Annotated in this window: 16 protein-coding genes and 4 pseudogenes; 6 read left to right on the top strand and 14 right to left on the bottom strand. The window is 65.6% G+C overall.

Annotation, left to right across the window (positions count from 1 at the left end; translation table 11 throughout):
• Positions 1-62: 62 nt before the first annotated feature.
• From ACNANG_RS00475 to ACNANG_RS00455, 5 genes are all read right to left on the bottom strand, one after another.
• Positions 63-389: a 2Fe-2S iron-sulfur cluster-binding protein gene (locus tag ACNANG_RS00475; RefSeq protein ID WP_420225525.1), complete on the bottom strand. Its 327-nt coding sequence runs from the start codon at positions 387-389 to the stop codon at positions 63-65.
• Between the two features lie 15 nt (positions 390-404).
• Complete coding sequence (locus tag ACNANG_RS00470; protein WP_420225524.1) at positions 405-1,664, bottom strand: NAD(P)/FAD-dependent oxidoreductase; 1,260 nt, start codon at positions 1,662-1,664, stop codon at positions 405-407.
• 200 nt (positions 1,665-1,864) lie between these two features.
• Positions 1,865-2,413, bottom strand: a complete 549-nt coding sequence (locus ACNANG_RS00465) for a 3-phenylpropionate/cinnamic acid dioxygenase subunit beta (RefSeq protein ID WP_420225523.1) — start codon at positions 2,411-2,413, stop codon at positions 1,865-1,867.
• Between the two features lie 9 nt (positions 2,414-2,422).
• Complete coding sequence (locus tag ACNANG_RS00460; RefSeq protein WP_420225522.1) at positions 2,423-3,763, bottom strand: aromatic ring-hydroxylating oxygenase subunit alpha; 1,341 nt, start codon at positions 3,761-3,763, stop codon at positions 2,423-2,425.
• 165 nt (positions 3,764-3,928) lie between these two features.
• Entirely contained in the window at positions 3,929-4,996 is a 1,068-nt protein-coding gene (locus ACNANG_RS00455; RefSeq protein ID WP_420225521.1) for an AbrB family transcriptional regulator, read from the bottom strand.
• 132 nt (positions 4,997-5,128) lie between these two features.
• Here ACNANG_RS00455 and ACNANG_RS00450 point away from each other — a divergent pair, with 132 nt between their 5' ends.
• Together ACNANG_RS00450 and ACNANG_RS00445 are read left to right on the top strand one after the other, a co-directional pair.
• A complete protein-coding gene (locus ACNANG_RS00450; protein WP_420225520.1) occupies positions 5,129-5,764 on the top strand; it encodes a TetR/AcrR family transcriptional regulator in 636 nt (211 codons plus the stop codon).
• A 2-nt stretch (positions 5,765-5,766) separates the two neighbouring features.
• A pseudogene (locus ACNANG_RS00445) lies at positions 5,767-6,974 on the top strand (MFS transporter); the annotation flags it as partial.
• Positions 6,975-7,065: 91 nt separating this feature from the next.
• On the opposite strand, the gene ACNANG_RS00440 reads toward ACNANG_RS00445, so the two are convergent.
• The 8 genes and pseudogenes from ACNANG_RS00440 to xth form a co-directional block, all read right to left on the bottom strand.
• Positions 7,066-7,911: an aldo/keto reductase gene (locus ACNANG_RS00440; protein WP_420225519.1), complete on the bottom strand. Its 846-nt coding sequence runs from the start codon at positions 7,909-7,911 to the stop codon at positions 7,066-7,068.
• 94 nt (positions 7,912-8,005) lie between these two features.
• Positions 8,006-9,564 (bottom strand): annotated as a pseudogene (locus tag ACNANG_RS00435) (MFS transporter).
• A 106-nt stretch (positions 9,565-9,670) separates the two neighbouring features.
• Complete coding sequence (locus ACNANG_RS00430) at positions 9,671-11,017, bottom strand: RNA polymerase sigma factor (protein WP_420225518.1); 1,347 nt, start codon at positions 11,015-11,017, stop codon at positions 9,671-9,673.
• 8 nt (positions 11,018-11,025) lie between these two features.
• A complete protein-coding gene (locus ACNANG_RS00425) occupies positions 11,026-11,493 on the bottom strand; it encodes a VOC family protein (RefSeq protein ID WP_420225517.1) in 468 nt (155 codons plus the stop codon).
• A gap of 57 nt (positions 11,494-11,550) precedes the next feature.
• Complete coding sequence (locus ACNANG_RS00420; RefSeq protein WP_420225516.1) at positions 11,551-11,973, bottom strand: YciI family protein; 423 nt, start codon at positions 11,971-11,973, stop codon at positions 11,551-11,553.
• A 213-nt stretch (positions 11,974-12,186) separates the two neighbouring features.
• On the bottom strand, positions 12,187-12,540 hold the full coding sequence (locus ACNANG_RS00415; RefSeq protein ID WP_420225515.1) for a YciI family protein: 354 nt from the start codon (positions 12,538-12,540) through the stop codon (positions 12,187-12,189).
• Between the two features lie 195 nt (positions 12,541-12,735).
• A complete protein-coding gene (locus ACNANG_RS00410; protein ID WP_420225514.1) occupies positions 12,736-13,692 on the bottom strand; it encodes a bile acid:sodium symporter family protein in 957 nt (318 codons plus the stop codon).
• 509 nt (positions 13,693-14,201) lie between these two features.
• Positions 14,202-14,990 (bottom strand): annotated as a pseudogene (gene xth / locus ACNANG_RS00405) (exodeoxyribonuclease III); the annotation flags it as partial.
• 251 nt (positions 14,991-15,241) lie between these two features.
• On the opposite strand from xth, the gene ACNANG_RS00400 reads away from it, so the two are divergent.
• The gene (locus tag ACNANG_RS00400; RefSeq protein WP_420225513.1) at positions 15,242-15,772 is read left to right on the top strand and encodes a DsbA family protein; all 531 of its coding nucleotides are present in this window, start codon (positions 15,242-15,244) and stop codon (positions 15,770-15,772) included.
• Between the two features lie 144 nt (positions 15,773-15,916).
• Complete coding sequence (locus tag ACNANG_RS00395; RefSeq protein WP_420225512.1) at positions 15,917-17,656, top strand: FAD-dependent oxidoreductase; 1,740 nt, start codon at positions 15,917-15,919, stop codon at positions 17,654-17,656.
• Between the two features lie 100 nt (positions 17,657-17,756).
• Here the strand turns inward: ACNANG_RS00395 and ptrR are convergent, their stop codons facing one another.
• The gene (gene ptrR / locus ACNANG_RS00390) at positions 17,757-18,698 is read right to left on the bottom strand and encodes a putrescine utilization regulator PtrR (RefSeq protein WP_420225511.1); all 942 of its coding nucleotides are present in this window, start codon (positions 18,696-18,698) and stop codon (positions 17,757-17,759) included.
• A gap of 97 nt (positions 18,699-18,795) precedes the next feature.
• Here ptrR and ACNANG_RS00385 point away from each other — a divergent pair.
• Together ACNANG_RS00385 and ACNANG_RS00380 are read left to right on the top strand one after the other, a co-directional pair.
• Positions 18,796-20,177: pseudogene (locus ACNANG_RS00385) on the top strand (NAD-dependent succinate-semialdehyde dehydrogenase).
• A 352-nt stretch (positions 20,178-20,529) separates the two neighbouring features.
• Entirely contained in the window at positions 20,530-21,447 is a 918-nt protein-coding gene (locus ACNANG_RS00380) for a ZIP family metal transporter (protein WP_420225510.1), read from the top strand.
• Positions 21,448-21,611: the final 164 nt, after the last annotated feature.

Raw genomic sequence — 21,611 nt, 5'->3', positions numbered from 1 at the left:
CGTATTTACGTATGTGTCTGACCGGCCTTGTCCCAATCCCGGACGTCCTGCAGGCCGATGGCCTACAGGCCAAGCTGTTCCGCCGGGACGCGCACCACGATGCCGTCCAGGCTGTCGTCCATGACGATCTGGCACGCCAGCCGGCTGCCGTCCGTGCGCTCGGGCACGATGCCCAGCAAGGCGCTTTCCGAGGCATCGGCGGGCTTGAGCCGCGCCAGCCATGCGCCATCGACCTGCACATGGCACGTGCCGCAGATCGCGCCGCCGCCGCATTCGGCGTCGATGCCTGCGATCTCGTCCCGCCGCGCGCCTTCCATCAGCGTCCATCCTTCGGGAATGTCGACCGTCAAGCGATCGCCATCGGGTTGTTCGAAAGTTGCACTAGGCATGCTGGGGCTCCGTGGTCAAAGGGGGCTCGCGCACGTTTCGGCGGATAGCGGCGCGGCAATCATTCGGGTTTTCTGGACGAAGTCGACGGGGCTGTCGACCGCTTCCACGGCGCGCAACTGGCCGTGCTGGTAGCGTTCGACGACCCACCCGCGTTCAGTGGGCGTGACACGATCGTCAACGGGCGCGTCGAGCAAGACGAGACCGGCCATCTGCAGCCGCTTGCCGCATTGCTCGGACCAGAAGGTGGGCGGGCGCAGCGCGGCGGCGGGTTTGCCGGCCAGTTGCGCGGCAACGGTGCGCGCCTGGAACAGGGCGTTCTGCACGCTCTCGATGCGGCAGCGGCGCTGCCCGTGCTGGCTATGGGCGTTGGCGCAGTCGCCAATCGCATAAACGCCGGGCGCCGAGGTCTGGCACAGCGCGTCCACTTCAATGCCGTCGTGACAGGCGATGCCGGCCGCCTCGGCAAGCTCGGTGTTGGGCAGTGCGCCGATCGACACCAGCAGGAGGTCGGCTTTCACCTGCGCGGCTTTGGAGTGCGCAGCATCGAGCAAAGCGGCATCGGACCGAGCGGCATTTGACCGCGCGGCATCGGACTGCAAGCCTTCCTTCGTCACGGTCACGCGCCAGCGGCCAGGTCCGCCATCCCAGGCGTCAACCGACACCCCCGTCAACACGGCGACGCCCGCCTCCCGATGCAGGGCGGCAAACCGTGTTTCGGTGTACGGCGACACCTTGCCGCCCATGAGCCGGCCGCTTTCGATCACCGTCACGTGCAGACCTAGTGTGGCCGCCGTGGATGCGACCTCCAGCCCCAGGTACCCGGCGCCGATCACGGCCAGGCGCCGGCCGCGCACCAGTTCGGGCTTGAGCCGCAAGGCGTCGTCCAGTGTGCGGATCGCATGCACCTGCGCCGCGTCCATGCCGGGCAGCAGGCGGGCGCGGCCACCGGTCGCAAGAATGCATTCGCTGTAGCGCAGGTCATCTCCGCCTGCCATATGGACGGTGCGGGTTGCTGTATCGAGCCGCGTGACACGTTCTCCGCGGCGCAGGGTGATGCGTGCCTTCTCGAATGCCGCCAAGGGCTTGAGTTGAACGCGCTCAATATCGAGCATGTCCGACAGCATCGCCTTGGACAGCGGCGGCCGCTCGTAAGGCAAGTGCGGTTCGTCGCCAATCAGAACGATGTCCTGGGGCACGCCTGCCTGCCGCAGCGCAAACGCGCATTCGACACCGGCATGGCCGGCTCCGATGACGATGACGGGCAATGGGTTCATGAACTCTCCATAGCTAAACCGCAGGATTTGAAAGAGGCCGGCTGCGTCATCACGACGACAGGGACTTGCTGGGCAACGACCGTGGCCAAAACCGATCCGCGAACGCGAGCCGTCGCCGCCCGCGCCACACGGCGCAGGATCGGGTTATGACAGAGCTCGCGGGCAGCTCGTCGGCAGGGCTGGGAACGCTGCCGCCAACGCTAGAAGAACACGGTCAACGCCTTGCCGAGCAGCACGGTCTGATCCAGATAGATTTCGCGTCGACGAACTTGCAGACCCTGTTCGGTGCGGCGCAACGTATCGACGCGCTTGCCAACGAACCACGCCACTTCGCCTTCCAGCCGGTTCTGATAGACGATGAAGCGGCACTTGCTGCGCACTTCATCGGCCGCCAGTGTCTGCCCGTCGGGTGCGTCCAGCAGGCGCACGTTGGTAATGAGGTGCGACGTGCGGGAGGCCGGTTCTTCGGCCCAATGGATACCGGTATTGATCTGCGCAACCCGCTGGCGCAGCGTCTCGATACCTTCGTCGAACCACGCGACGTCCAGTCCTTCGCGGGTGTATTCCTGCTCGCGGGCATCGCGCCGCACGTTGCGCACCACCGGCATCCAGTAGCGGATGTCGTCGGCAAGCAGGGTGAGCCATTCGTCATAGCGGCGTTCATCCAGCAGGTCGGCTTCGCGATAGAAGAATTGCTCGATCTCCTGCTGCACCGAGGCCGGTTCGATGTCCAGATAGGTCTGTGTCATGTCTCGTCCTCAGTCGTTTGCGCCGGCCATCAGGTCGGTCCACGAGGTGCCCGCCATGAAAGCGGCCCAGCGCACGTAGTAATTGCGATTGGTCTCTTCGGTGAATTCGCCGGTGGTGACGGCGCCCTTGAGCCCGGGCACCGGTTGCTCGTGGCCCATGCCCATCTGATAGTTGTAGGCCAGGGTGCGGGCGATGGTGCCGGTGCTGGATTCGGTGGCGTAGCACCAGTTCTCCATGTCGTCCGACTCGGTCATGCCGCCGGGTCCTGAGTAGCGCAGGTAGTAGGCGCGCGCCGCTTCCTTGACCGCTGCCGGGGCGTCCTTGTCCACCAGATAGATGCGCCACATTTCGGTTTCGGTCGCGCTGATCGGGTGAAAGACAGCGATCGTGCGCGGCTGCCGCCCATGGATCGCCATGTTCGGGAAGATGGTGCCCACGCTGTGCAGGACGCGCATCTTTCCGCCCAGGCGCTTCTCGCGGTCTTCGTACACCTGACGGTAGTAGGCCTCGACTTCCGGGTACTTGCCATACAGCGGCGCATACGGATTTTCTTCGGTATAGGGCGCGCGCCCGACCAGTCCATGACCCAGGTTCTTGAACGAGATGGACACGCGGTTGGGCGTGGGATCGCGGCGTCCTTTGCCGCCGGGGCCGATGCCGACGATGTCGACCGACCGATGGCTGATGTCGTGGTAGAGGTCGGCGTTGAAGTTTTCAGCGGCCGTCTTCCAGTTGCACGGGATACGCCACTTCTGCACGCCGCCGATCATTTCCGATCCGCCTTCGCGGCCATCGCGATGGTCCAGTGCGAAGTCCAGATACAGCTTCATGTCGCCCAGGTAGTATTCGAACGCGGGCGCGTCCGCATCCCAGGTTGCCCAGATGGTGCCCTTGTAATTCACCAGCTTGGCGACGCTTTTCAGTCCCCAGGCCTGCTTGTCGAGTTCGGAAAAATAGTGGGTCTTGTAGCCCGGCACGCCGACCAGTTCACCGGCCTTTTCGACCAGGCGGCCGTCGGTGGAATAGCTCCAGCCATGGTAGGGACAGGTAAACGTGCGATTGTTGCCGTGGTCATAGCGGCACAGTTTCATGCCGCGATGCAGGCAGCTGTTGAGCAGCACCTGGATCTCGCCCTGGCGATCGCGGGTCAGGATCACAGAGTCGGTGCCCATGCGGCTGACGAAGTAATCGTCGGGATTCGGCACCATGCTTTCGTGGCCGACAAACAGCCAGGCGCGACTGAAAATCTGCTCCATTTCCTGCGTAAAAATGGTGTCGTTGACGTAGACCTCGCGGCTGACGGTGCCGGTTTCGCCGTCGACGAGGTTGCGTAGGGACGCCTGGCTCATGCTCATTCTCCGAAATATCCGACGGATGACGATGCGACTGTCATCGTGCTGTCGTACTGGAGGCTAAGGTAGGCCGGGCGCCCGGCAGTGTCTACGCATCGCCCGCCATACCCTCTATGGCTGGCGCGAATGACGGTGCGAAAAGCGCGCTGCAGCGCGCTTTGCTCAGCGGCCGGGAATGTCCTTGATGCCCGATCGGCGTGCAATATACCGGGCAAGGCCCGGGCCAATGAGCAGCACGACCACGAAACGGCCGGTCTGCATGGCCATGACGAATGGCATGTCGACGTTGCTGGAGGCAGCGATGATGGCGACCGAATCAGCGCCGCCTGGACTCGTAGCCAGATAGGCCGTAAGGGGATCGACGCCGGCAAACACCACCAGCATGACCGCGAAGCCGCCGCACAAGGTAATCAGCGTGACGACCGCGATGAGCACCTGCGGCAACGTCTTCATGGCGTAACTGAGGATGGGGCGGGTAAAGCGCAGGCCGATGCTCCAGCCGACCAGGCCGTAGGCCAACGCCAGCAGCCAGGGCGGCAGCACCAGTGTCATGCCGAAGACGTTCTGCAGCACGATGCCTACCACCATCGGTACCAGCAACGGCCCGGCGGGAATACGCAAGCGCAGCGCCAGCCACGCGCCGCCCGCCGCCAGCGCCAGCGTCTTGGCGAAGTCCATCGGGTTCAGGGGCGGAAACCACAGAATGTGCGCGACCGGCGCGGTGGCCGCGACGCTTGCGTCGCTCACCCAGAAGCGGGTCAAGGTGGACGCCACGATGGCGACCAGCACCACCCGCACGTACTGCATGAACGCCACCAGGCGGAAGTCCGCGCCATAGGCCTCGGCCATCAACGTCATGGCGGAGGCAGCGCCCGGGAAGGCGCCCCAGATGGACGTGGTGCCGGGCAGCACCTGCCAGCGTGTCATGAGCCATCCGATAATCACACTTGCCACGATCACCGACCCGACGGCCAGGACAAAGACCGGCCAGTCCTTGAGCACTTCACCGAGCAGCGACGCCGGGATGCTGTGCGCGATCATGCAGCCGATCAGGCCTTGCGCAAGCAGGAAGGGGCGCTTGGGTACGTTGAGCGTGCCGCCTACATAGGCCACGATGATCGCGGCGATCATTGGTCCGAGCAGCAGCGCCGCCGACAGGCCGGCCAGTTCCAGCAAGGTCGCAAAGACGACGGACAGCAGCAACAACGCCGCCCAGCGCTTGCGCGGCATGGGCGGCTTTCCTGGTCGGGGCCCCCGGACGACAGGGCGGGGGTGGGGGAAACGTGAGGAGGGATGGGGGACATCGCGGCACACGGCTGTGCGAGAATGCGAGGATAGACTCGCAAATCAGGATTGTTGAGGATGGCCTCGCAAAAGTCAATCGCCGTCGCCAGCGCGCGGGAACCCAAACGCGAACGCGGGATGCAGCGCGTGGCTGCAATCCTGGACGCGGGCGCGGCGGTGTTCGCGGAGAAGGGCTACGACGCGGCGACGATGACGGAAGTTGCTGCGCGATCGAATACCGCGATCGGATCGCTTTATCGCTTTTTCCCGACCAAAGAGGTGTTGGCGGACGTGTTGCTGACCCGCTACGGTGAACGTATCCACGCGTCGCTGGAGGCCATCACGGCCGATGCCCCCACGCTGGACGCGGCCCGACTGGCCGACAGACTGGTCGACCTGATGAGCACCCTGCGGTCCGACCGCGCCGCCGCGATCGCCCTGATGGACGCGCGCGGTGACGCCGATGGCCGGCGCAGCCGCCTGCGGGCGGACATGCGCAGCAGTCTGGTCGGCATTCTGGCCCTGGCCGGCAAGGTGCCGCCCGCTCAGGGCGCGCGGGTGGCGGCGACCCTGCTCAGCCAGATGCGCAGTGTCGGACCGCTGATCGACGAAGAAACCGCCGGCTTGCCCGGCTTGCTGAATGAACTGCGGACCATGCTGCAGTGTTACCTTGCCCACGTGTTCAGCACGGCGGGCGCCAAGCGGAAGCCTTGACGATGTCGACCGTATCTCCCATAACGAACGCCGCCGACGCCGCGCCCGAGCCCGCTGAACGGCGCAATCTGCACCTGCTGGTCGCCGCGCAATCACTTGGCGGCGCGTCCGCGCCCATCATCATTTCGCTCGGTGGCCTGGTCGGCCAGATGCTGTCCACCAATCCGGCGCTGTCTACCTTGCCGGTCAGCCTGTACAACCTCGGCGTCGCGCTATCGACCATCCCGGCGGCGTTGATCATGCGGCGCGCGGGGCGGCGCACGGCCTATCTGCTGGGCGCGATGCTGGGCCTCGTCTCGGGACTGATCGCGGCCTGGGGCATCGCGCGCGGCGACTTCGTGATGTTCTGCGTGGGCACGACCATGGCGGGTTTCTATGGCGCCTGCGTACAGAGCTACCGGTTTGCGGCGGCGGACATGGCGGCGCCCGCATGGCGGCCGCGAGCCATCTCGCGGGTGATGGTCGGGGGTTGATCGCCGCGGTGATCGGACCGCAGGTGGTGATCTGGACCCGCGATGCCTTGCCCGCCGCGCCGTTCGCCGGAAGCTTCTTTGGCCAGGCGGCGCTGGCGTTGCTGGCGGTTCCACTGCTGGCGATGCTGCGCATTCCAGCGCCTGCGGCGGTGACGGCAAGCGGGTCGGGCCGGCCTTTGTCGGAGATCGCACTGACGCCCAAATTCATCGTGGCAGTCACGGCCGGGGTCGTGACGTTCGGGTTGATGAGCTTCGTGATGACGGCTGCGCCGATTGCCATGGTTGGTTGCGGGCATACCGTGGGGGAAGCCGCGCTGGGCATCCAGTGGCATGTGCTGGCCATGTTCGCGCCCAGCCTGTTCACCGGTCGGCTCATCTCGGCTATCGGCAAGTACGCCATGACGGCGCTGGGCCTGGTGCTGATCGCCGCGGCGGCCTTGATGTCCCTGGGCGGGCTCGACCTCTTCAACTTCTGGGGCGGTCTGGTGCTGCTGGGCGTGGGCTGGAACTTCGGCTTCATCGGCGCGACGTCCATCGTCACGGATTGCTATCGGCCGGACGAGCGTGCCAAGGTGCAGGCCCTGAACGACTTCCTGGTGTTCGGCACGGTGGCCCTGTCGTCGTTCAGCTCGGGCCGCATGCTGGGCGCGGCCGGGTGGGACGCCATCAACCTGATGATGTTCCCGCTGGTGGCCGTGGTGCTGGTGATGCTGGGGGGCTGCGCTGGCACGAAGCGCGGGCGGCGGGCCGCGTGGTGTGATTGCGCGCCGGGCGGGTTGGCGTCTGCCCGCCCGGCCCGGCACAAACGGGCTTCAAACGATTTGGGACCTACAGCATGGGCAACCCACGCGGTTTGGCGCCGCGCGGAAAGGCCTTGTCGATCTGGACGATCTCGTCGTCGGTCAGGAGGATGTCGCCGGCGCCCGCGTTGGCTTGCGTGTGATCGGCACTGGATGCCTTCGGGATGGCGAACACGTCGTTGCTTCGGGTCAGGAAAGCCAGGGCAACCTGCCTTGCCGTAGCGCCATGCGCGTCGGCAATGGCCGCCAGCACCCGGCCGCCGGCGCTGTCCGGCGCCGGAAAGGCATCCTGTCCGAAGGGGCTGTAGGCGACAACTGCAATCTGGTTCGCTTCACACCACGGGATGACGGCGTGTTCGATCGCGCGCTCTTTCAGGTGATAGAGCACCTGATTGCACGCTACGCGGCCCGGGCCCAGTACATCGATGGCTTCTTCCAGGTCATCCACATCGAAGTTGCTCACACCGAAGCTCAGGATTTTGCCCTCGCGCTGCAAGTCTTCGAAGGCGGCGAAGGTCTCTTCCAGCGGATAGGATCCGCGCCAATGCAACAGGTAGCAGTCCAGGCGGTCGGTGCGCAGGCGCTTCAGTGAACGCTCGCAGGCACTGCGCACGCCGCGTGTCGACGCGTTGGACGGCAGGACCTTGGACACCAGAAAAACCTCATCGCGGCGGCCTGCGATCGCTTCGCCCACCAGCGATTCCGCGTCGCCGTCCCCGTACATCTCGGCGGTGTCGATGTGGCGCAGACCCAGATCCAGGCCGCGCTGCAAGGCCGCAACGGCCTGGAGACGTGGCGCGAATTCCAGGTTCCATGTTCCCTGACCGATGATCGGGACCTGGCGGCCAGTGCCGCCGAACGGACGTTCTTGCATGATGGCTTCCTCATCTGAACTGCGGCGGACATGCTAGCAGCGAGTCCGGCCCCGCTTCCAACGCCGTTACCATCGGTTGAACGCGTGCGATCTCTCAGGCCTTGCGCGGCAGGGTGCGCAGGATCCGCGCGGTCAGGACACCGGCAAGCAGCACCAGCACGCCCCCACCAGCGCCGTGAACTGCAGTGCACTGACGAACGCGTCCCGCGCCACCATCAGGAGCGCGTCGGCAATCGGACCTGGTGCGCCATGGGCCGTAGCCACCGCGCCACCCAGCGTGGCGAGCGACGTGGCGCGATCTTCGGGCGACAGGGCGGCCGGCAGGCTATCGCTCACGGCCATGCGATAGATAAGTGTGCCCAGACTGCCAAAGATGGCGATGCCGAGCGCGCCGCTGAATTCGGCGCTGGTCTCGGAAATGGCGGAGGCCGACCCGGCGCGTTCCGGTGGCGCGGCCGTCACGATGATTTCGTTGCCGACGGTGAACACCGGCGCCATGCCCAGGCTCATGACGATCGTGCCGGCAATCAGCGCCGGCAGGCCCCAGGACGTTCCGGCCATCCACACCAGGGCGAAGCCGACCGACGACGAGAGCAGTCCCCAGATCATGATGGTGGCGGGCGCCACGTGGCGGGACAGCCGCGGCGACAGCAGGGAACCGAACACGAAGCCCAGCGCCCACGGCAGCAGCGCGACGCCCGCCATCAACGGCGACAGGCCCAGCACCAGTTGCAGGTACTGGCTGATGTAGATGTAGACGCCAAACATCGCCAGGCAGGACAGGGCGTAGGCCGTGATCGCCGCGCTGAACGGGCGGCTCCGGAACAGGGCGAGGTCGAGCAGCGGATAGGCCAGCGTGGTCTGCCGCCGGATGAAGACGACGCCCACCGCCAGACCCGCCGCCAGCAGGGCGAGCGGCAGGACGTTTAGGCCATGCTCGGCCAGTTGTTTGAGCGCATAGATGATGCTGAGCACCGCAATCAGGGACAAGGCCACGCTGATCAGGTCGATCCGGCCGGCATTCGGATCCTTGTATTCGGGCAGCAGGGAGGGTCCGACCATCAACAGCAGCGCCATGACGGGCAAGGCCAGCAGGAACACCGAGCCCCACCAGAAGAATTCCAGCAGCACGCCACCGACCAGCGGTCCGATTGCGCTGCCCACCGAGAAGCTGGCAATCCAGACGCCGATCGCGAACTGCCGTTGCCGCTCGTCATGGAACATGTTCCGAATGAGCGATAGCGTCGAGGGGGCCAGCGTGGCGCCGGCGATGCCAAGCAGGGCGCGCATGGCGATTAGCATGCCGGCCGTGCCGGCAAAGGCGGCCAATGTCGACGCCACCGCGAAGAAGGCGGCGCCGATCAGCAGCAGCTTGCGGCGGCCGATGCGGTCGCCCAGGGTGCCCATGGTGATCAGGAAACCCGCCACCAGAAAGCCGTAGACATCGATGATCCACAGCAGTTGCGAGCTGGACGGATGCAGGTGTTCGCTGATCGCAGGCAACGCCAGATTGAGCACGGTCAGGTCCATGGCATAGACCAGACAGGGCAGCGCGATGACCGCCAGGCCTATCCATTCCCGCCGGGTGGCAAGGGTGCGGGTATCGGGCGGCGTGGGCGAAGCGGCCGATTCAGTGGGGGATGCAGAGGTCATGACACACAGATTCGAGTAGGGACGGTCACACGCGCTCCGGCAGCGGAGCGCGGGGCGCAACCGGCAAGGGTGCCACATTTGAGGATGTCACACCAATATGGCCGACTCATGTCGGCGCGGTGGGGATATCGGACGGCCCTTGCGGCTTGCCTTGGGGAGACGGCATTACCGTCGCGCCGGCCGCCGGCAGGGCCGCCGCCCGTTCCAGCAACGCCGCTTGCTCGCGGACATTCCGGGTCAGTTGCGCGGCGCGTTCAAAAGCGCCGCGCGCCTCGGCATACCGATGCAGGCGGGCCAGCAGATCGCCGCGCACGCCCGGCAACCAGGGGTACCGGGCCAACGCCGGGTCGCGCGCCAGATCGTCCACGAGATCCAGCGCGGCCTGCGGGCCGTCCGCCATGCTGACGGCCACCGCGCGATTCAAGGCGACTACCGGCGACGGCGAACGCATCATCAGCACGTTGTAGATCGCAACGATTCGCCGCCAGTCGGTCGCCCCCGCCGTCATTGCACGCGCATGGCAGGCAGCCAATGCGGCCTGCAGGGCATACGGACCGTCGCCGCCACCCAGCGCCTCGGCGCGCGCCAGGGCAGCCAGGCCCCGGCGGATCAGCAGGGCGTCCCATCGTGTCCGGTCCTGGTCGGCCAGCAAGACGGGCCGGCCGGCCGCGTCCACACGGGCCGCCGCCCGCGAGGCCTGCAATTCCATCAAGGCCAGCAGACCCTGCACCTCGCTTTCACTGGGCGCCAGCTGGGCCAGGACGCGGCCCAGCCGGACAGCTTCATCGCACAGGGCCGGGCGCATCAGGTCATCGCCGGCCGTTGCCGTATAGCCTTCATTGAAGATCAGATAGATGACCTCGAGCACCGAGGCGAGGCGCTCGGGCCGGGCCTGGGCATCGGGCACCTCGAAAGGCACCGCGGCAGCGGTCAGTGCCCGTTTGGCGCGGACGATGCGCTGCGCGATCGCAGGTTCGGCCACCAGGAACGCGCGCGCGATCTCATCGGTAGTCAGGCCGCCCAGCAGCCGGAGGGTGAGCGCGACCCGGCCATCGGTGGGCAGCACCGGGTGGCACGCGGTGAAGATCAGGCGCAGCAGATCGTCGCCCACGTCGTCGTCCTGGGCGTCGGCGACCTGGTCCGCCGGGTCCGGCGCCCACGCGCCAAACAGTAGCTCCTGCTCCTGGCCGTACTGCTCGTTCTTGCGCGCGTGCAGCGACTGCTGCCGCAGCCGGTCAAGCGCGCGGTGGATGGCCGTGGTCATGAGCCATGCGCCCGGGTTGTCGGGCACCCCGTCGCGCGGCCACCGCTCAAGCGCGGCCACCAGCGCGTCGTGCGCCAGTTCTTCCGCCACGCCGACATCACGCACCCGTCGCGCCACCGCGGCAATGACGCGCGCGGACTCGATGCGCCAGACGGCATCGATCGCTCGATGGGTGGCCGCAAGGTCCACGCGGCAGGTCAGGTGGTGGTCTGGTGGTCGGGGCTGCCAGAGGGCGGCCCGGCGGGCTGCGGCGGCTGCATCTCGGGCGGCGCGGCGCTCATATCCATGTACATCAATTCCCAGATGTGGCCGTCCGGGTCGGTAAAGCCGTGTGCGTACATGAAGCCGTAGTCCATGGGCGGCTGAGGCGCCGTGCCCCCCGCAGCAATGGCCTTGGCCACCAGGCCTTCCACTTCGGCCCGGCTTTCACATGACAGGCACACCAGCACTTCGGTGCTGGCATGGGCGTCGCTGACCGGCTTGGGCGTGAAGCCCTGGAATTTTTCGGTCGTCAGCAGCATGGCGAAGATGTTCTCGCCAAGAATCATGCAGGCAGCGGTGTGGTCGGTAAAGCGCGGCTCGAACGTCAGGCCCAGCGCGGCAAAAAAGGCCTTGCTCCGAGGCAGGTCGGTCACGGGCAGATTGACGAAGATGTGTTTGTGCATGGCGGTTTCCTTGGGGGGGCGGGAGTCGGGGTCGCGTCTGGTTCGGGTCGAGCATGCTCAAGCTTGAGCGGCGTCCGGTTGTGGCGTCTGGGACTGCGTCAGGGCGGCCGGCAGGTCTTCGGCCTCGTACAAGGGCCGCACTTCGATTTCAGCGTCGGCGCCCGCGCCCATGGGATTGGGAAAGCGCCTTGCCCATTCCATGGCTTCGTCGCGTGAGCGTACCTGGATCAGTGTGTAGCCGGCCAGCAACTCTTTGGTTTCCGCGAACGGGCCGTCGATAACGGTGCGGCGGTCTCCCGCGTAACGGACTCGCCAGCCTGCCGCACTGGGCTTGAGGCCAGCGGCGTCGAGCAGCACGCCGGCCTTGGCAAGTGCGTCGTGGTAGTCGGTCATGGCGGCCATCAAGGCCGTATCGCTGAACAAGGTGTCGGCTTCGGTTTCGGTCTCGGGCGTGGCCCGGACCAGGATCATGAAACGCATCGGGAGTCTCCTGCAAGGCGGGATGGATCGCCTGTGCCCCTACGACGATCGGGATGCCTGGGAATCGACACCGCCTCGACAGGAAATGCGCGTCAAGGGGAAAAAAAGTAGTTGCGGGGACGGCGGCACGGCGAACGATGATGCGTCGGACGGCTTGGCGCCGTCTGGCGGCCGGGCGCCCGATTTTTTTACTGGCTTGCCCGCTGGTCGGGTTCAGACGTAGCAGGGCGCGACTTCCCTGACTTCGACCGTGCACCATTCGGCCGCCGGGCAGGTGCCGGCGATCTCGACGGCGTCCTCGCGGGTGGCGCAGTTGAGCAGGAAGAAGCCGCCGACCATTTCCTTGGCTTCGGCGAAGGGGCCGTCGATCAGGCGGTGGCGGCCGTCGCGCTTCTGCACGCGGACCGCTTTCTGTTGGGAGACCAGGGATTCGCCCGCGACCAGCAGGCCGCGCGCATGAAGATCCGCGCCAAAGCCCAGCATGCGGTCGTAGAGCGCGCGGCCTTCGGCCTCGGTGCGTTCACTGCGTTGTTCGACGGGTTCGACGATCAGAAGCATGTAGGGCATGACGGCGTGCTCGGCGGCAGGACGGGAACCGATTCTTGCAGATTCCCGCGCGCCGCGCAGCCCCGGAAGGCAGTCCCGCATCCGAGAAGCCGTGTGGCCAATGGACTTCTGCGCGGCTGACCTGCCTGCGCAGCCCGGGCATGCCTACCAGGGCTGCCTGGGGCGAACTGGCGCCATTGGCCCGGCAAGGCCGTCTCAAATGCGCGGGGCGGCGTCCTGGCGGGTGTCGTCCTTGAAACGGCGGAACAGCGTCGCGGCCAGCGGGCCCGAGATGTTGTGCCACACGCTGAAGATCGCGCTGGGCACGGCGGCCAGCGGCGAGAAGTGCGCCGTGGCCAGTGCCACGCCCAGTCCGGAGTTCTGCATGCCGACTTCGATCGAGATGGCCTTGCGTTTGGCCACGCTCATGCCGAACACCTTGGCAAGGCCATAGCCGATCAGCAGGCCCAGACCGTTGTGCAAGACAACGACCGCGAAAATCATCAGTCCACTGCTGGCGATCCGCGCCTGGTTCCCCGCGACCACGGCCGCCACGATCGCGACGATGGCCACCACCGAGATCAGCGGCAAAACGGCCACCCCATGCTGGACGCGCTTGCCCAGCAGGTATTGCGCGGCCACGCCAAGCGCGATGGGCAGGACGACGACCTGCACGATGGACCAGAACATGGCCGATGCGCTGACATCGATCCACTGGCTGGCCAGCACATAGATCAATGCGGGCGTGACGATGGGAGCGACCAGCGTCGTGACCGACGTCACCGCGACCGACAAGGCGACGTCGCCTCGGGCCAGGAAGGTCATGACGTTGGACGCCGTGCCGCCGGGGCAGCAGCCCACCAGGATCACACCCACGGCGACTTCCGGCGGCAGGTCCAGCACCCGCGTCAGCAGGTAAGCCAGGCCCGGCATGATGATGAACTGGCCTGCCACGCCGATGGCGACGTCACCTGGACGGCGCACCACTTCGCGGAAGTCTTCTTTGGACAGCGTCAGGCCCATGCCGAACATGATCATGCCGAGCAGCGGGACGATGTACTTGCCCAGCCATGTGAACTGCGCGGGGGCAAAGAAGGCAATGACGGCAAACAGCAATACCCAGATGGCGAAGGTATTGCCGACGAAACGGCTAAGGCGGGCGAGGGCCTGCATGGAAGTTTCCTGTGACGGGCAGACGCGTGCGAACGGCGATCGACGACCGAGGCGCGCGTACGGAAGGGACGGAGGGCAGCGAGGCCGATCCAGAAAGGGCGGTAGTGTACGCCGGGATGGCGGACGCCGCAGGGGCCGCCGGTCAGCGGCCCGGATGTCCACGGGTGACTGACGGAATGTGGCCCGCCCTGCGCGCCGGATCAGTCCGCCAGATTGCGTGCTGCCGTTCTGCGGGATGGCGTCTTGGTAGCTGCGGCGCTCCTAGCAGAGGCTTTCTTTGTGACAGGGGCTGTTCTTGTCGCAGAGGCCTTCTTTGTGGCAGCGGCCTTCTTTGTCACAGGGGCAGCCTTCGTGCGAGTGGCTTTTTCCGTTGCAGGGGCTTTCTCCGTCGCAAGAGGTTTCCTCGTTGCGGACGCATGTTTCGTCGCAGCGGTTTTCGTGACGGGCGCTTTCTTTGCAGAAGCCTTGCTGGCGGAGACCTTCTTCACGGCCGATTTCCTGGCGGGCGCCTTGTGTGCCGCCTTCGCTTCACCCAGCACGATCCAGGTCGGCGCGTGATCGCTCGCATGCGGCAGGTCGCGCACCCAGCGGTCGACACCGGCCGACTGCAAACGCGGCGCCAGATCCTTGCTCAACAGCAGATGGTCGATGCGCAGGCCCGAATTCTTCTGCCAGTGCTGGCGGAAGTAGTCCCAGAAGGTATAGATGCGTTCGTCGGGATACTGAACACGCAGCGCGTCGGTCCAGCCTTGGTCCACCAGCCGCTTGAAGCATTCGCGGCTTTCGGGTTGCAGCAGCGCATCCTTGAGCCACGACTTGGGGTTGTAGATGTCTTCATCGGTCGGCACCACGTTGTAGTCGCCGGCCAGTACGACCGGATGGCCGCTCTCGAACAGCGTCTGCGCGTGCTTCAGAAGATGTTCGAACCAGGCCAGCTTGTATTCGAACTTGGGGCCGGGTTGCGGATTGCCATTGGGCAGATACAGGCACCCGATCAACACCCCATTGACCGCGGCTTCCAGGTAGCGGCTGTGCTCATCCTTCTCGAAGCCCGGCAGGCCGCGGCGCGTTTCCACTGGCTCCGTGTCACGCGCCAGGATGGCCACCCCGTTCCACGACTTCTGCCCGTGCCAGATCACGCCGTAGCCGGCGGCCCGGATCTCGTCCGCCGGGAACGCCGCATCCGTTGTCTTCAACTCTTGCAGACACGCCACGTCCGGCGCCTCACGCTCGAGCCACTCGAGCAAAGCCGGCAAGCGAGCGCGAATCCCATTGATGTTGAACGTAGCAATCTTCATAAGGCCACCGCGCGTAAATACGATAATCCGATTGTGCCGCCCGCATCGCACCGCCAGCACACAAACGTGTTACCCCATGCATCGCCCGACGACCCATCACACCCCCATAAGGGGCTTATCCAGGAGCAAAAATGCGGCTATTCTCCAAAAACGCGACGCAAGCACTCACCCCACCAGGACACAGCGGATCTGGCTCCGCCAGTCCGCCAGTGTCGCCCCGGGGAGGCGCGAAGCGCCTAGGGGGTTGGCATATGACAGCATTGATTCCTGACAAGGCCATCGATCACATCCTCGGACCGGCCTCGGCACCCGTCGTGATCATCGAATATGGCGATCTTGAATGTCCGAACTGCCGTACGGCGCATGGCGCCGTGCACCAGTTGCTCAAGCGCCGTGCCGATGACGTCCGTTACGTGTTTCGTCACTTTCCGTTGCTCGAGGTCCATCCGCACGCCGAGCTGGCGGCCGAGGCGTCCGAAGCAGCGGGCGCACAGGGCAAGTTCTGGCCCTATGTCGACCTGCTGTTCGAACACCAATCCCACCTGGAACGGGCGCACCTGATCACACACGCGGAAAAGCTTGAACTCGACATGCTGCGATTCAAGAGCGAACTGGACGACCATGTGTACCTGCAACGCGTGCAGGAACACATCGCGCTCGGCAGGGCGCTGCGGGTGCGCGCCACGCCAACGTTCTATGTGAACGGCGTGCTGGTCGACGTGTCCTTTGGTCTGGACCGGCTTGAACGCGCGGTGGACGCCGTGCTGGCGGCGTCGCGCTAGGACCGGCAGCACGCCGCGGGAACGCACCGCATCAACACTCTCGTACCAACGCACCTGCAGCAACATCCCGCGGGAACGTTCCGCGGCAATCGCCCCGGCGGCACAGGACCGGGCCATCCCGGAACAGACAAGGACACGCCACGCATGGGTCTCACACCAGGTTCCGACTTTTCGCTTGCCGACTCCGTCCCGTTCGCCGAGCCCGTCAAGACGTCCACCAGCGAGTCGCGGCGGCCGCAGATGTTTCCCATCCTGTCCTCCGCTGACATTGGCCGGCTGTGCCGCTTCGGTCACAGGCAACGGTGGCCCGATGGCGCAAGCATGTTCGAGGCGGGCAATGCGGCGACCGGGATGCTGGTGCTGCTGGAAGGCAGCGTGCAGATCACGCAATACGACGGGTTGGGGCATCACGCCGACGTCGTACAGCAGGGTCCAGGACAATTCATTGCCGAGATCGGCCAACTGGCGGGGCACCCATCACTGGTGTCGGGCCGCGCGGTGGGCAATGTCGAAGCGCTGGTGATCGATCCGGAAAGCCTTCGGGCGCTGGTCGTGGCCGAAGCCGATCTGGGCGAGCGGATCATGCGCGCGCTGATCCTGCGCCGCGTCGCGCTGCTCGAGACGAATACCGCGGCGCCCGTGCTGGTCGGGCCACCGGGACACGCGAATATGGTGCGGCTGCAAGGCTTTCTGGCGCGCAATGCCCATCCGCATGCCGAGCTGGCAATGGATGACGCAACCGCGCTGGCGCTGCTCAGGCAATATGCGCCCACCGCCGAACAACTGCCACTGGTGGTCTGCCCGGATGGCACCGTGCAGCTGAATCCATCCGAAGCCGAGCTGGGCCGATGCCTGGGTCTGCTGCCCGATCTGTCGGGCGACAAGGTCTATGACATTGCCGTGATCGGTGCAGGCCCTGCTGGGCTGGCAACCGCGGTGTATGCCGCGTCCGAAGGCCTCTCTGTGGTGGTGCTGGACGCGTACGCCTTCGGCGGGCAGGCCGGGGCCAGCGCACGGATCGAGAACTACCTGGGATTCCCGACCGGCATTTCGGGGCAGGCCCTGGCTGGCCGGGCGTTCGTGCAGGCCGAAAAATTCGGCGCGCGCATTGCCGTGCCGGCGGTGGTGGAAGGGCTGGATTGCAGCGCCTGCCCGCGCCGCATTTTCATCCGGGGCAATCCCACGGTGCAGGCCAAGGCAGTCGTGATCGCCAGCGGCGCGAAGTACCGCCATCTGCATGTCGAGAACTTCGCACGTTACGACAACGCCGGTGTGCACTACTGGGCATCGCCGATCGAGGGCAAGTTATGCCGTGCGTCGGAGATCATGGTGGTGGGCGCCGGCAATTCGGCGGGTCAGGCCATCGTCTACCTGTCGAGCCAAGCCACCAAGGTGCACGTCCTGGTGCGAGGCGCGTCCATGGAGGCGACGATGTCGAGCTATCTGGTGGAGCGCATTCGCGGGTTGAAGAACGTCGAGGTGCATCTTCGCACCGAGGTGGTCGGCCTGACTGGCGAAGATGGCGAGCTGACCGCGGTCACCTGCCGGCATCGGGATACCGGGGAAGAACGGCACACGCCCGTTCGGCGTCTCTTCCTGTTCATCGGCGCGGATCCGAATACCGATTGGCTCGAGGGCTGCCCGGTGGTCCGCGACACCAAGGGCTTCATCGTGACCGGCGCGCCTTCCGATGAGCCGACGGCGCGGACGCCTTCCCCGCTCGAAACCAATCTGCCAGGCATCTTCGCGGTGGGCGATGCGCGCGCGGGATCGACCAAGCGGGTGGCTGCCGCGGTAGGCGAGGGCGCCGGGGTGGTGGCGCAGATCCATGCCTATCTGGCAACGCTGGATGCGCACGCCATGCCGATCAAGGCGCAGGCGTAGGCGTCAGGGCCGATGCCGATGCCGATGCCGATGGCGATGCGGATGCGGATGCCTGGGTCGATGCGGATGCGAACGCCTATGTCGATGCGGATGCGAACGCCTATGTCGATGCCGATGTCGATGCCGATATCGGTGCGGATATTGATGCGGACGCGGATGCCGATGCCAAGGTCATGGGCATCGTCGCCGGATCCTCCAGCAATCCGATCAGCGCATCGACGTTCGCGGTCCGTGCGCCGCGCCGCCACACCAGCCAGGTATGCGCCTCGCGAAACGGCGCAGCCAGGCGGTGCGCCAAGACGTTCTGGCTGCCGTACATGGTATTGAGCATGCTCAAGGGCACCAGCGCCAGGCCACCGCCTGCGGTCACGCAGGCTAGCATGCCGTGATAGGACTCCATTTCGAAGATCTTGCCGGGGCGCACGGCGTCGGCCGCGAACCAGTTTTCGAAGTGGCGGCGATACGAGCAGTTGGGCCGGAAGGCGTACAGCGTCGCGCCGGCGACGTCACTGGCGCGTGTGATCGGAGCGTGGCGCTTGGGCGAGATCACGACCATCTCTTCCGGATAGACCGCAATGCCATCCAGCATCGGGTGCCCGACCGGCCCGTCGGTGAACGCGGCGGACAGGCGGCCCGCCAGTACGCCGTCGATCATGTCGCCCGAGGGGCCGGTGGACAGGTCCAGTTCGACCTTGGGATAGCGTTGGTGAAAGGCGGCCAACACCGGCGGAATGCGCACGGCCGCGGTGCTTTCCATGGCTCCAAGCGTAAAGGTGCCGCGCGGTTCGCTGCCCATCGCCGCCTGCCGCGCTTCTTCGGTCAGGTCGAGGATCCGGCACGCGTAGTCCAGAAAGGTATGCCCGACTGACGACAGACGCAGCCGCAGTTTTTCGCGGATGAACAGGTCGACACCCAGCTCTTCTTCGAGTTGCTTGAGGCGCGTGGTGACATTGGACGGAACGCGATGCAGGCGTTTGGCCGCGGCGCTGATTCCGCCTTCTTCCGCCACGGCGCGGAACACTTCGAGTTGAGACAGGTCCATATTCTTCCGGAAAGAACGTTTCTTTCCTTATTTTTCACTTTCCAGGAAGGTTGCACAAGCCTATCGTGGAGCCTGACCCCTTGTTCCGGAGCGTTGCATGTCCTCTACCCCCGCCTTTGCCGTGTCCATCAATCCCGCAACGGGTGAGGAATTTGCGCGGTATCCGATCGAATCGCAGACCCAGATCGATGCGTCATTGAACCTGGCTGTGGCCGGATACCGGACCTGGAGCGCCATGCCAGTCAGCGGCCGCGCCGACGTGCTGCGCCGCCTGGCCAAGGTGCTGCGCGCGGATATCCATGCCCTTGCCGCGCTGGCCACCAGCGAAATGGGCAAGCCGATCGCGCAAGCCGAAGCCGAAGTCGAAAAGTGCGCCGGCCTGTGCGATTGGTACGCGGAACACGGCCCGGCCATGTTGAACGACGAAAGCACGGCAATCGGCAAGGATGCCTATGTGTCCTACCTGCCGATCGGGGCCGTGCTGGCGGTCATGCCCTGGAACTTCCCGTTCTGGCAGGTGCTGCGCGGCGCGGTGCCCATTCTGCTGGGGGGCAATGCCTATGTGCTGAAGCACGCCCCGAATGTGATGGGCTGCGCCTACGCACTGCAATCGGCCTTGAAGCAGGCGGGCCTGCCTGACGGCACGTTCAGCGTACTGAATGCATCAAACGATGGCGTGTCGATGGCGATTGCCGACCGGCGGATCGCGGCGGTGGCGGTGACGGGCAGCGTGCGGGCGGGATCCGCCATTGCCTCGCAAGCCGGCGCGGCCTTGAAGAAGTCGGTATTGGAGTTGGGCGGCGCCGATCCCTTTATCGTATTGGCGGACGCGGACCTGGATGGCGCGGTCAAGGCGGCGGTGACGGGGCGCTTTCAGAACAACGGCCAGATCTGCATCGCAGCCAAGCGCATCATCCTTGAAAAGCCGATCGCCCAGGCGTTCACCGAAAAATTCGTGGCGGCGGTCAAGGCTTTGAAAGTGGGTGATCCCATGGATGCGGACACGTACGTGGGTCCAATGGCGCGCTTCGACCTGCGTGATGAACTGGCCGGTCAGGTCCAGGCGTCGGTGGATGGCGGCGCGACGCTGCTGCTGGACGGCGGCAAAGTCGATGGCAAGGGCAACTACTTTGCACCGGTGATCCTGTCGGACGTGCGCCCGGGCATGGTGGCCTTCGATCAGGAGTTGTTTGGCCCGGTCGCTTCCCTGATCGTTGCCGAAGACGAAGACGATGCGCTGGCTCTGGCCAACCACAGCGAGTTCGGACTGAGCGGCGCCATCTGGACCACCGACCGCGAGAAGGGCAAGGCCTTTGCGCGGCGGCTCGAAACCGGGGGGTGTTCGTGAACGGCTTCCCGGCATCCGACCCGCGCATTCCGATCGGCGGGATCAAGCACAGCGGCTACGGGCGCGAGCTGTCGCACTTCGGGATGACCGAGTTCCTGAACGCGCAGACGGTGTGGGTCGACCGGAAGTGATTTTCCTACTATGGGCCAGGGCGTGAAGCCTTTCGCGCGCCTTTGCCACGGATGATCACTGCTTCGTCTTGTCTTTCTGCAAGGTCTGCCGCAGCTTGGCCACGTCGCTTGATTTCCCGCGGCGCGCGCCTACCATCAAAGGCACCAGATAGGTCGCGATGGCCTACATAACCGGCATGGCGAACGGGAACATCCTGGTCGTGCCGTGCGGCGTCAACATCTGGTTGTGGTCAGCTGGCGGAGCGTTGCGGGTGGTCGGGCATCACGGAACATTTCTTGCATTCCGTGCCTTACGCACTGGGATGAGCGTGCTCGCGCCCATCCTCTTTCTTCCGTAGCACCAGGACATTGAATGCCCAATCCGGCTCTCGACCGCATGCAGAAATCCTCCGGCCGTGCGCTGGCCATCACGCCGCGGCGTGCGCTGGGCTCGTTGATCGTCCTCGCGGGCCTGGCCGTCCTGCTCAATGACCTGTACCAATTCCTGGTTGACCAGAACCCGAGGGTCCACGATGCCTTGCTTGCAGGCAGTGTCGCGGCCTTCGCCACGGCGCTCGGCACCGTGCCGGTACTGCTGTCGCAGACCTTCTCTCAACGCATCTCGGACACCATCATGGGCTTTGGCGCCGGCGTCATGCTGGCGGCCTGTGCCTTTTCTTTGGTGATCCCCGCGCTGGCGTCAGCGCAGGACCTGGGCGCCGGCCCATGGGGCGCGGGCGGCATCGTGGGCGCGGGCATTCTGCTTGGCGCGGCCATGTTGCTGCTGCTGGACCGCGCGGTACCGCACGAACATTTCGTCAAGGGGCTTGAAGGACCCAGCGGCCGAGCAATGAAACGGGTGTGGCTGTTCGTGCTGGCCATTACCTTGCACAACCTGCCTGAAGGCATGGCGATTGGCGTGGCGTTTGGCGGTACCGACGCGGTGGGCGCCCAGGCGCTGGCGACTGGCATCTCGATCCAGGACATGCCGGAGGGTCTGGTCGTGGCCACCGCGCTGCGCGGCGTGGGTTACAGCAAGTGGAGCGCCGTAGCTTTGGGCATCGCCTCTGGATTGATCGAGCCGATTGCCGCCGTGTTTGGCGCGGCGGCCATCGGCATATCGGTGGGGCTGCTGCCCTGGGGGCTCGCCATCGCCGCGGGCGCCATGCTGTTCGTGATCAGCCACGAGATCATTCCGGAATCGCATCGCCAGGGGCATGAGACGTCGGCGTCGATCGGCCTCATGGTCGGCTTCGTTGTCATGATGCTGCTGGATACGGCGCTGGGCTGAGGCGGGAGGCAGTGGCGAGTTGTCCCCAGCCGCCACGGACGAGCAGGATGCCGAATGCATGAGCACGCTCAGCATTGAGCGGCATGCACAAAGCGCCGACCGAAACGCGACCAGGGCCCGCAGACAGCGATAACACTGAAGACCAGCGCTTTCTGACGGTCGGG

The organism is Pigmentiphaga litoralis (assembly GCF_048632615.1).
Taxonomy (GTDB): Bacteria; Pseudomonadota; Gammaproteobacteria; order Burkholderiales; family Burkholderiaceae_B; genus Pigmentiphaga; species Pigmentiphaga litoralis_B.
The sequence above is the reverse complement of the archived record's forward strand: the minus strand, read 5'-3'. Positions and strand labels throughout refer to the sequence as shown.

Excerpts from the sequence above, each read along its gene's own strand:
- ACNANG_RS00475 (WP_420225525.1), bottom strand. The coding sequence starts at position 389 with ATGCCTAGTGCAACTTTCGAACAACCCGATGGCGATCGCTTGACGGTC.
- ACNANG_RS00470 (WP_420225524.1), bottom strand. The coding sequence starts at position 1,664 with ATGAACCCATTGCCCGTCATCGTCATCGGAGCCGGCCATGCCGGTGTC.
- ACNANG_RS00465 (WP_420225523.1), bottom strand. The coding sequence starts at position 2,413 with ATGACACAGACCTATCTGGACATCGAACCGGCCTCGGTGCAGCAGGAG.
- ACNANG_RS00460 (WP_420225522.1), bottom strand. The coding sequence starts at position 3,763 with ATGAGCCAGGCGTCCCTACGCAACCTCGTCGACGGCGAAACCGGCACC.
- ACNANG_RS00455 (WP_420225521.1), bottom strand. The coding sequence starts at position 4,996 with ATGCCGCGCAAGCGCTGGGCGGCGTTGTTGCTGCTGTCCGTCGTCTTT.
- ACNANG_RS00450 (WP_420225520.1), top strand. The coding sequence starts at position 5,129 with ATGGCCTCGCAAAAGTCAATCGCCGTCGCCAGCGCGCGGGAACCCAAA.
- ACNANG_RS00440 (WP_420225519.1), bottom strand. The coding sequence starts at position 7,911 with ATGCAAGAACGTCCGTTCGGCGGCACTGGCCGCCAGGTCCCGATCATC.
- ACNANG_RS00425 (WP_420225517.1), bottom strand. The coding sequence starts at position 11,493 with ATGCACAAACACATCTTCGTCAATCTGCCCGTGACCGACCTGCCTCGG.
- ACNANG_RS00420 (WP_420225516.1), bottom strand. The coding sequence starts at position 11,973 with ATGCGTTTCATGATCCTGGTCCGGGCCACGCCCGAGACCGAAACCGAA.
- ACNANG_RS00415 (WP_420225515.1), bottom strand. The coding sequence starts at position 12,540 with ATGCCCTACATGCTTCTGATCGTCGAACCCGTCGAACAACGCAGTGAA.
- ACNANG_RS00410 (WP_420225514.1), bottom strand. The coding sequence starts at position 13,692 with ATGCAGGCCCTCGCCCGCCTTAGCCGTTTCGTCGGCAATACCTTCGCC.
- ACNANG_RS00400 (WP_420225513.1), top strand. The coding sequence starts at position 15,242 with ATGACAGCATTGATTCCTGACAAGGCCATCGATCACATCCTCGGACCG.
- ACNANG_RS00395 (WP_420225512.1), top strand. The coding sequence starts at position 15,917 with ATGGGTCTCACACCAGGTTCCGACTTTTCGCTTGCCGACTCCGTCCCG.
- ptrR (WP_420225511.1), bottom strand. The coding sequence starts at position 18,698 with ATGGACCTGTCTCAACTCGAAGTGTTCCGCGCCGTGGCGGAAGAAGGC.
- ACNANG_RS00380 (WP_420225510.1), top strand. The coding sequence starts at position 20,530 with ATGCCCAATCCGGCTCTCGACCGCATGCAGAAATCCTCCGGCCGTGCG.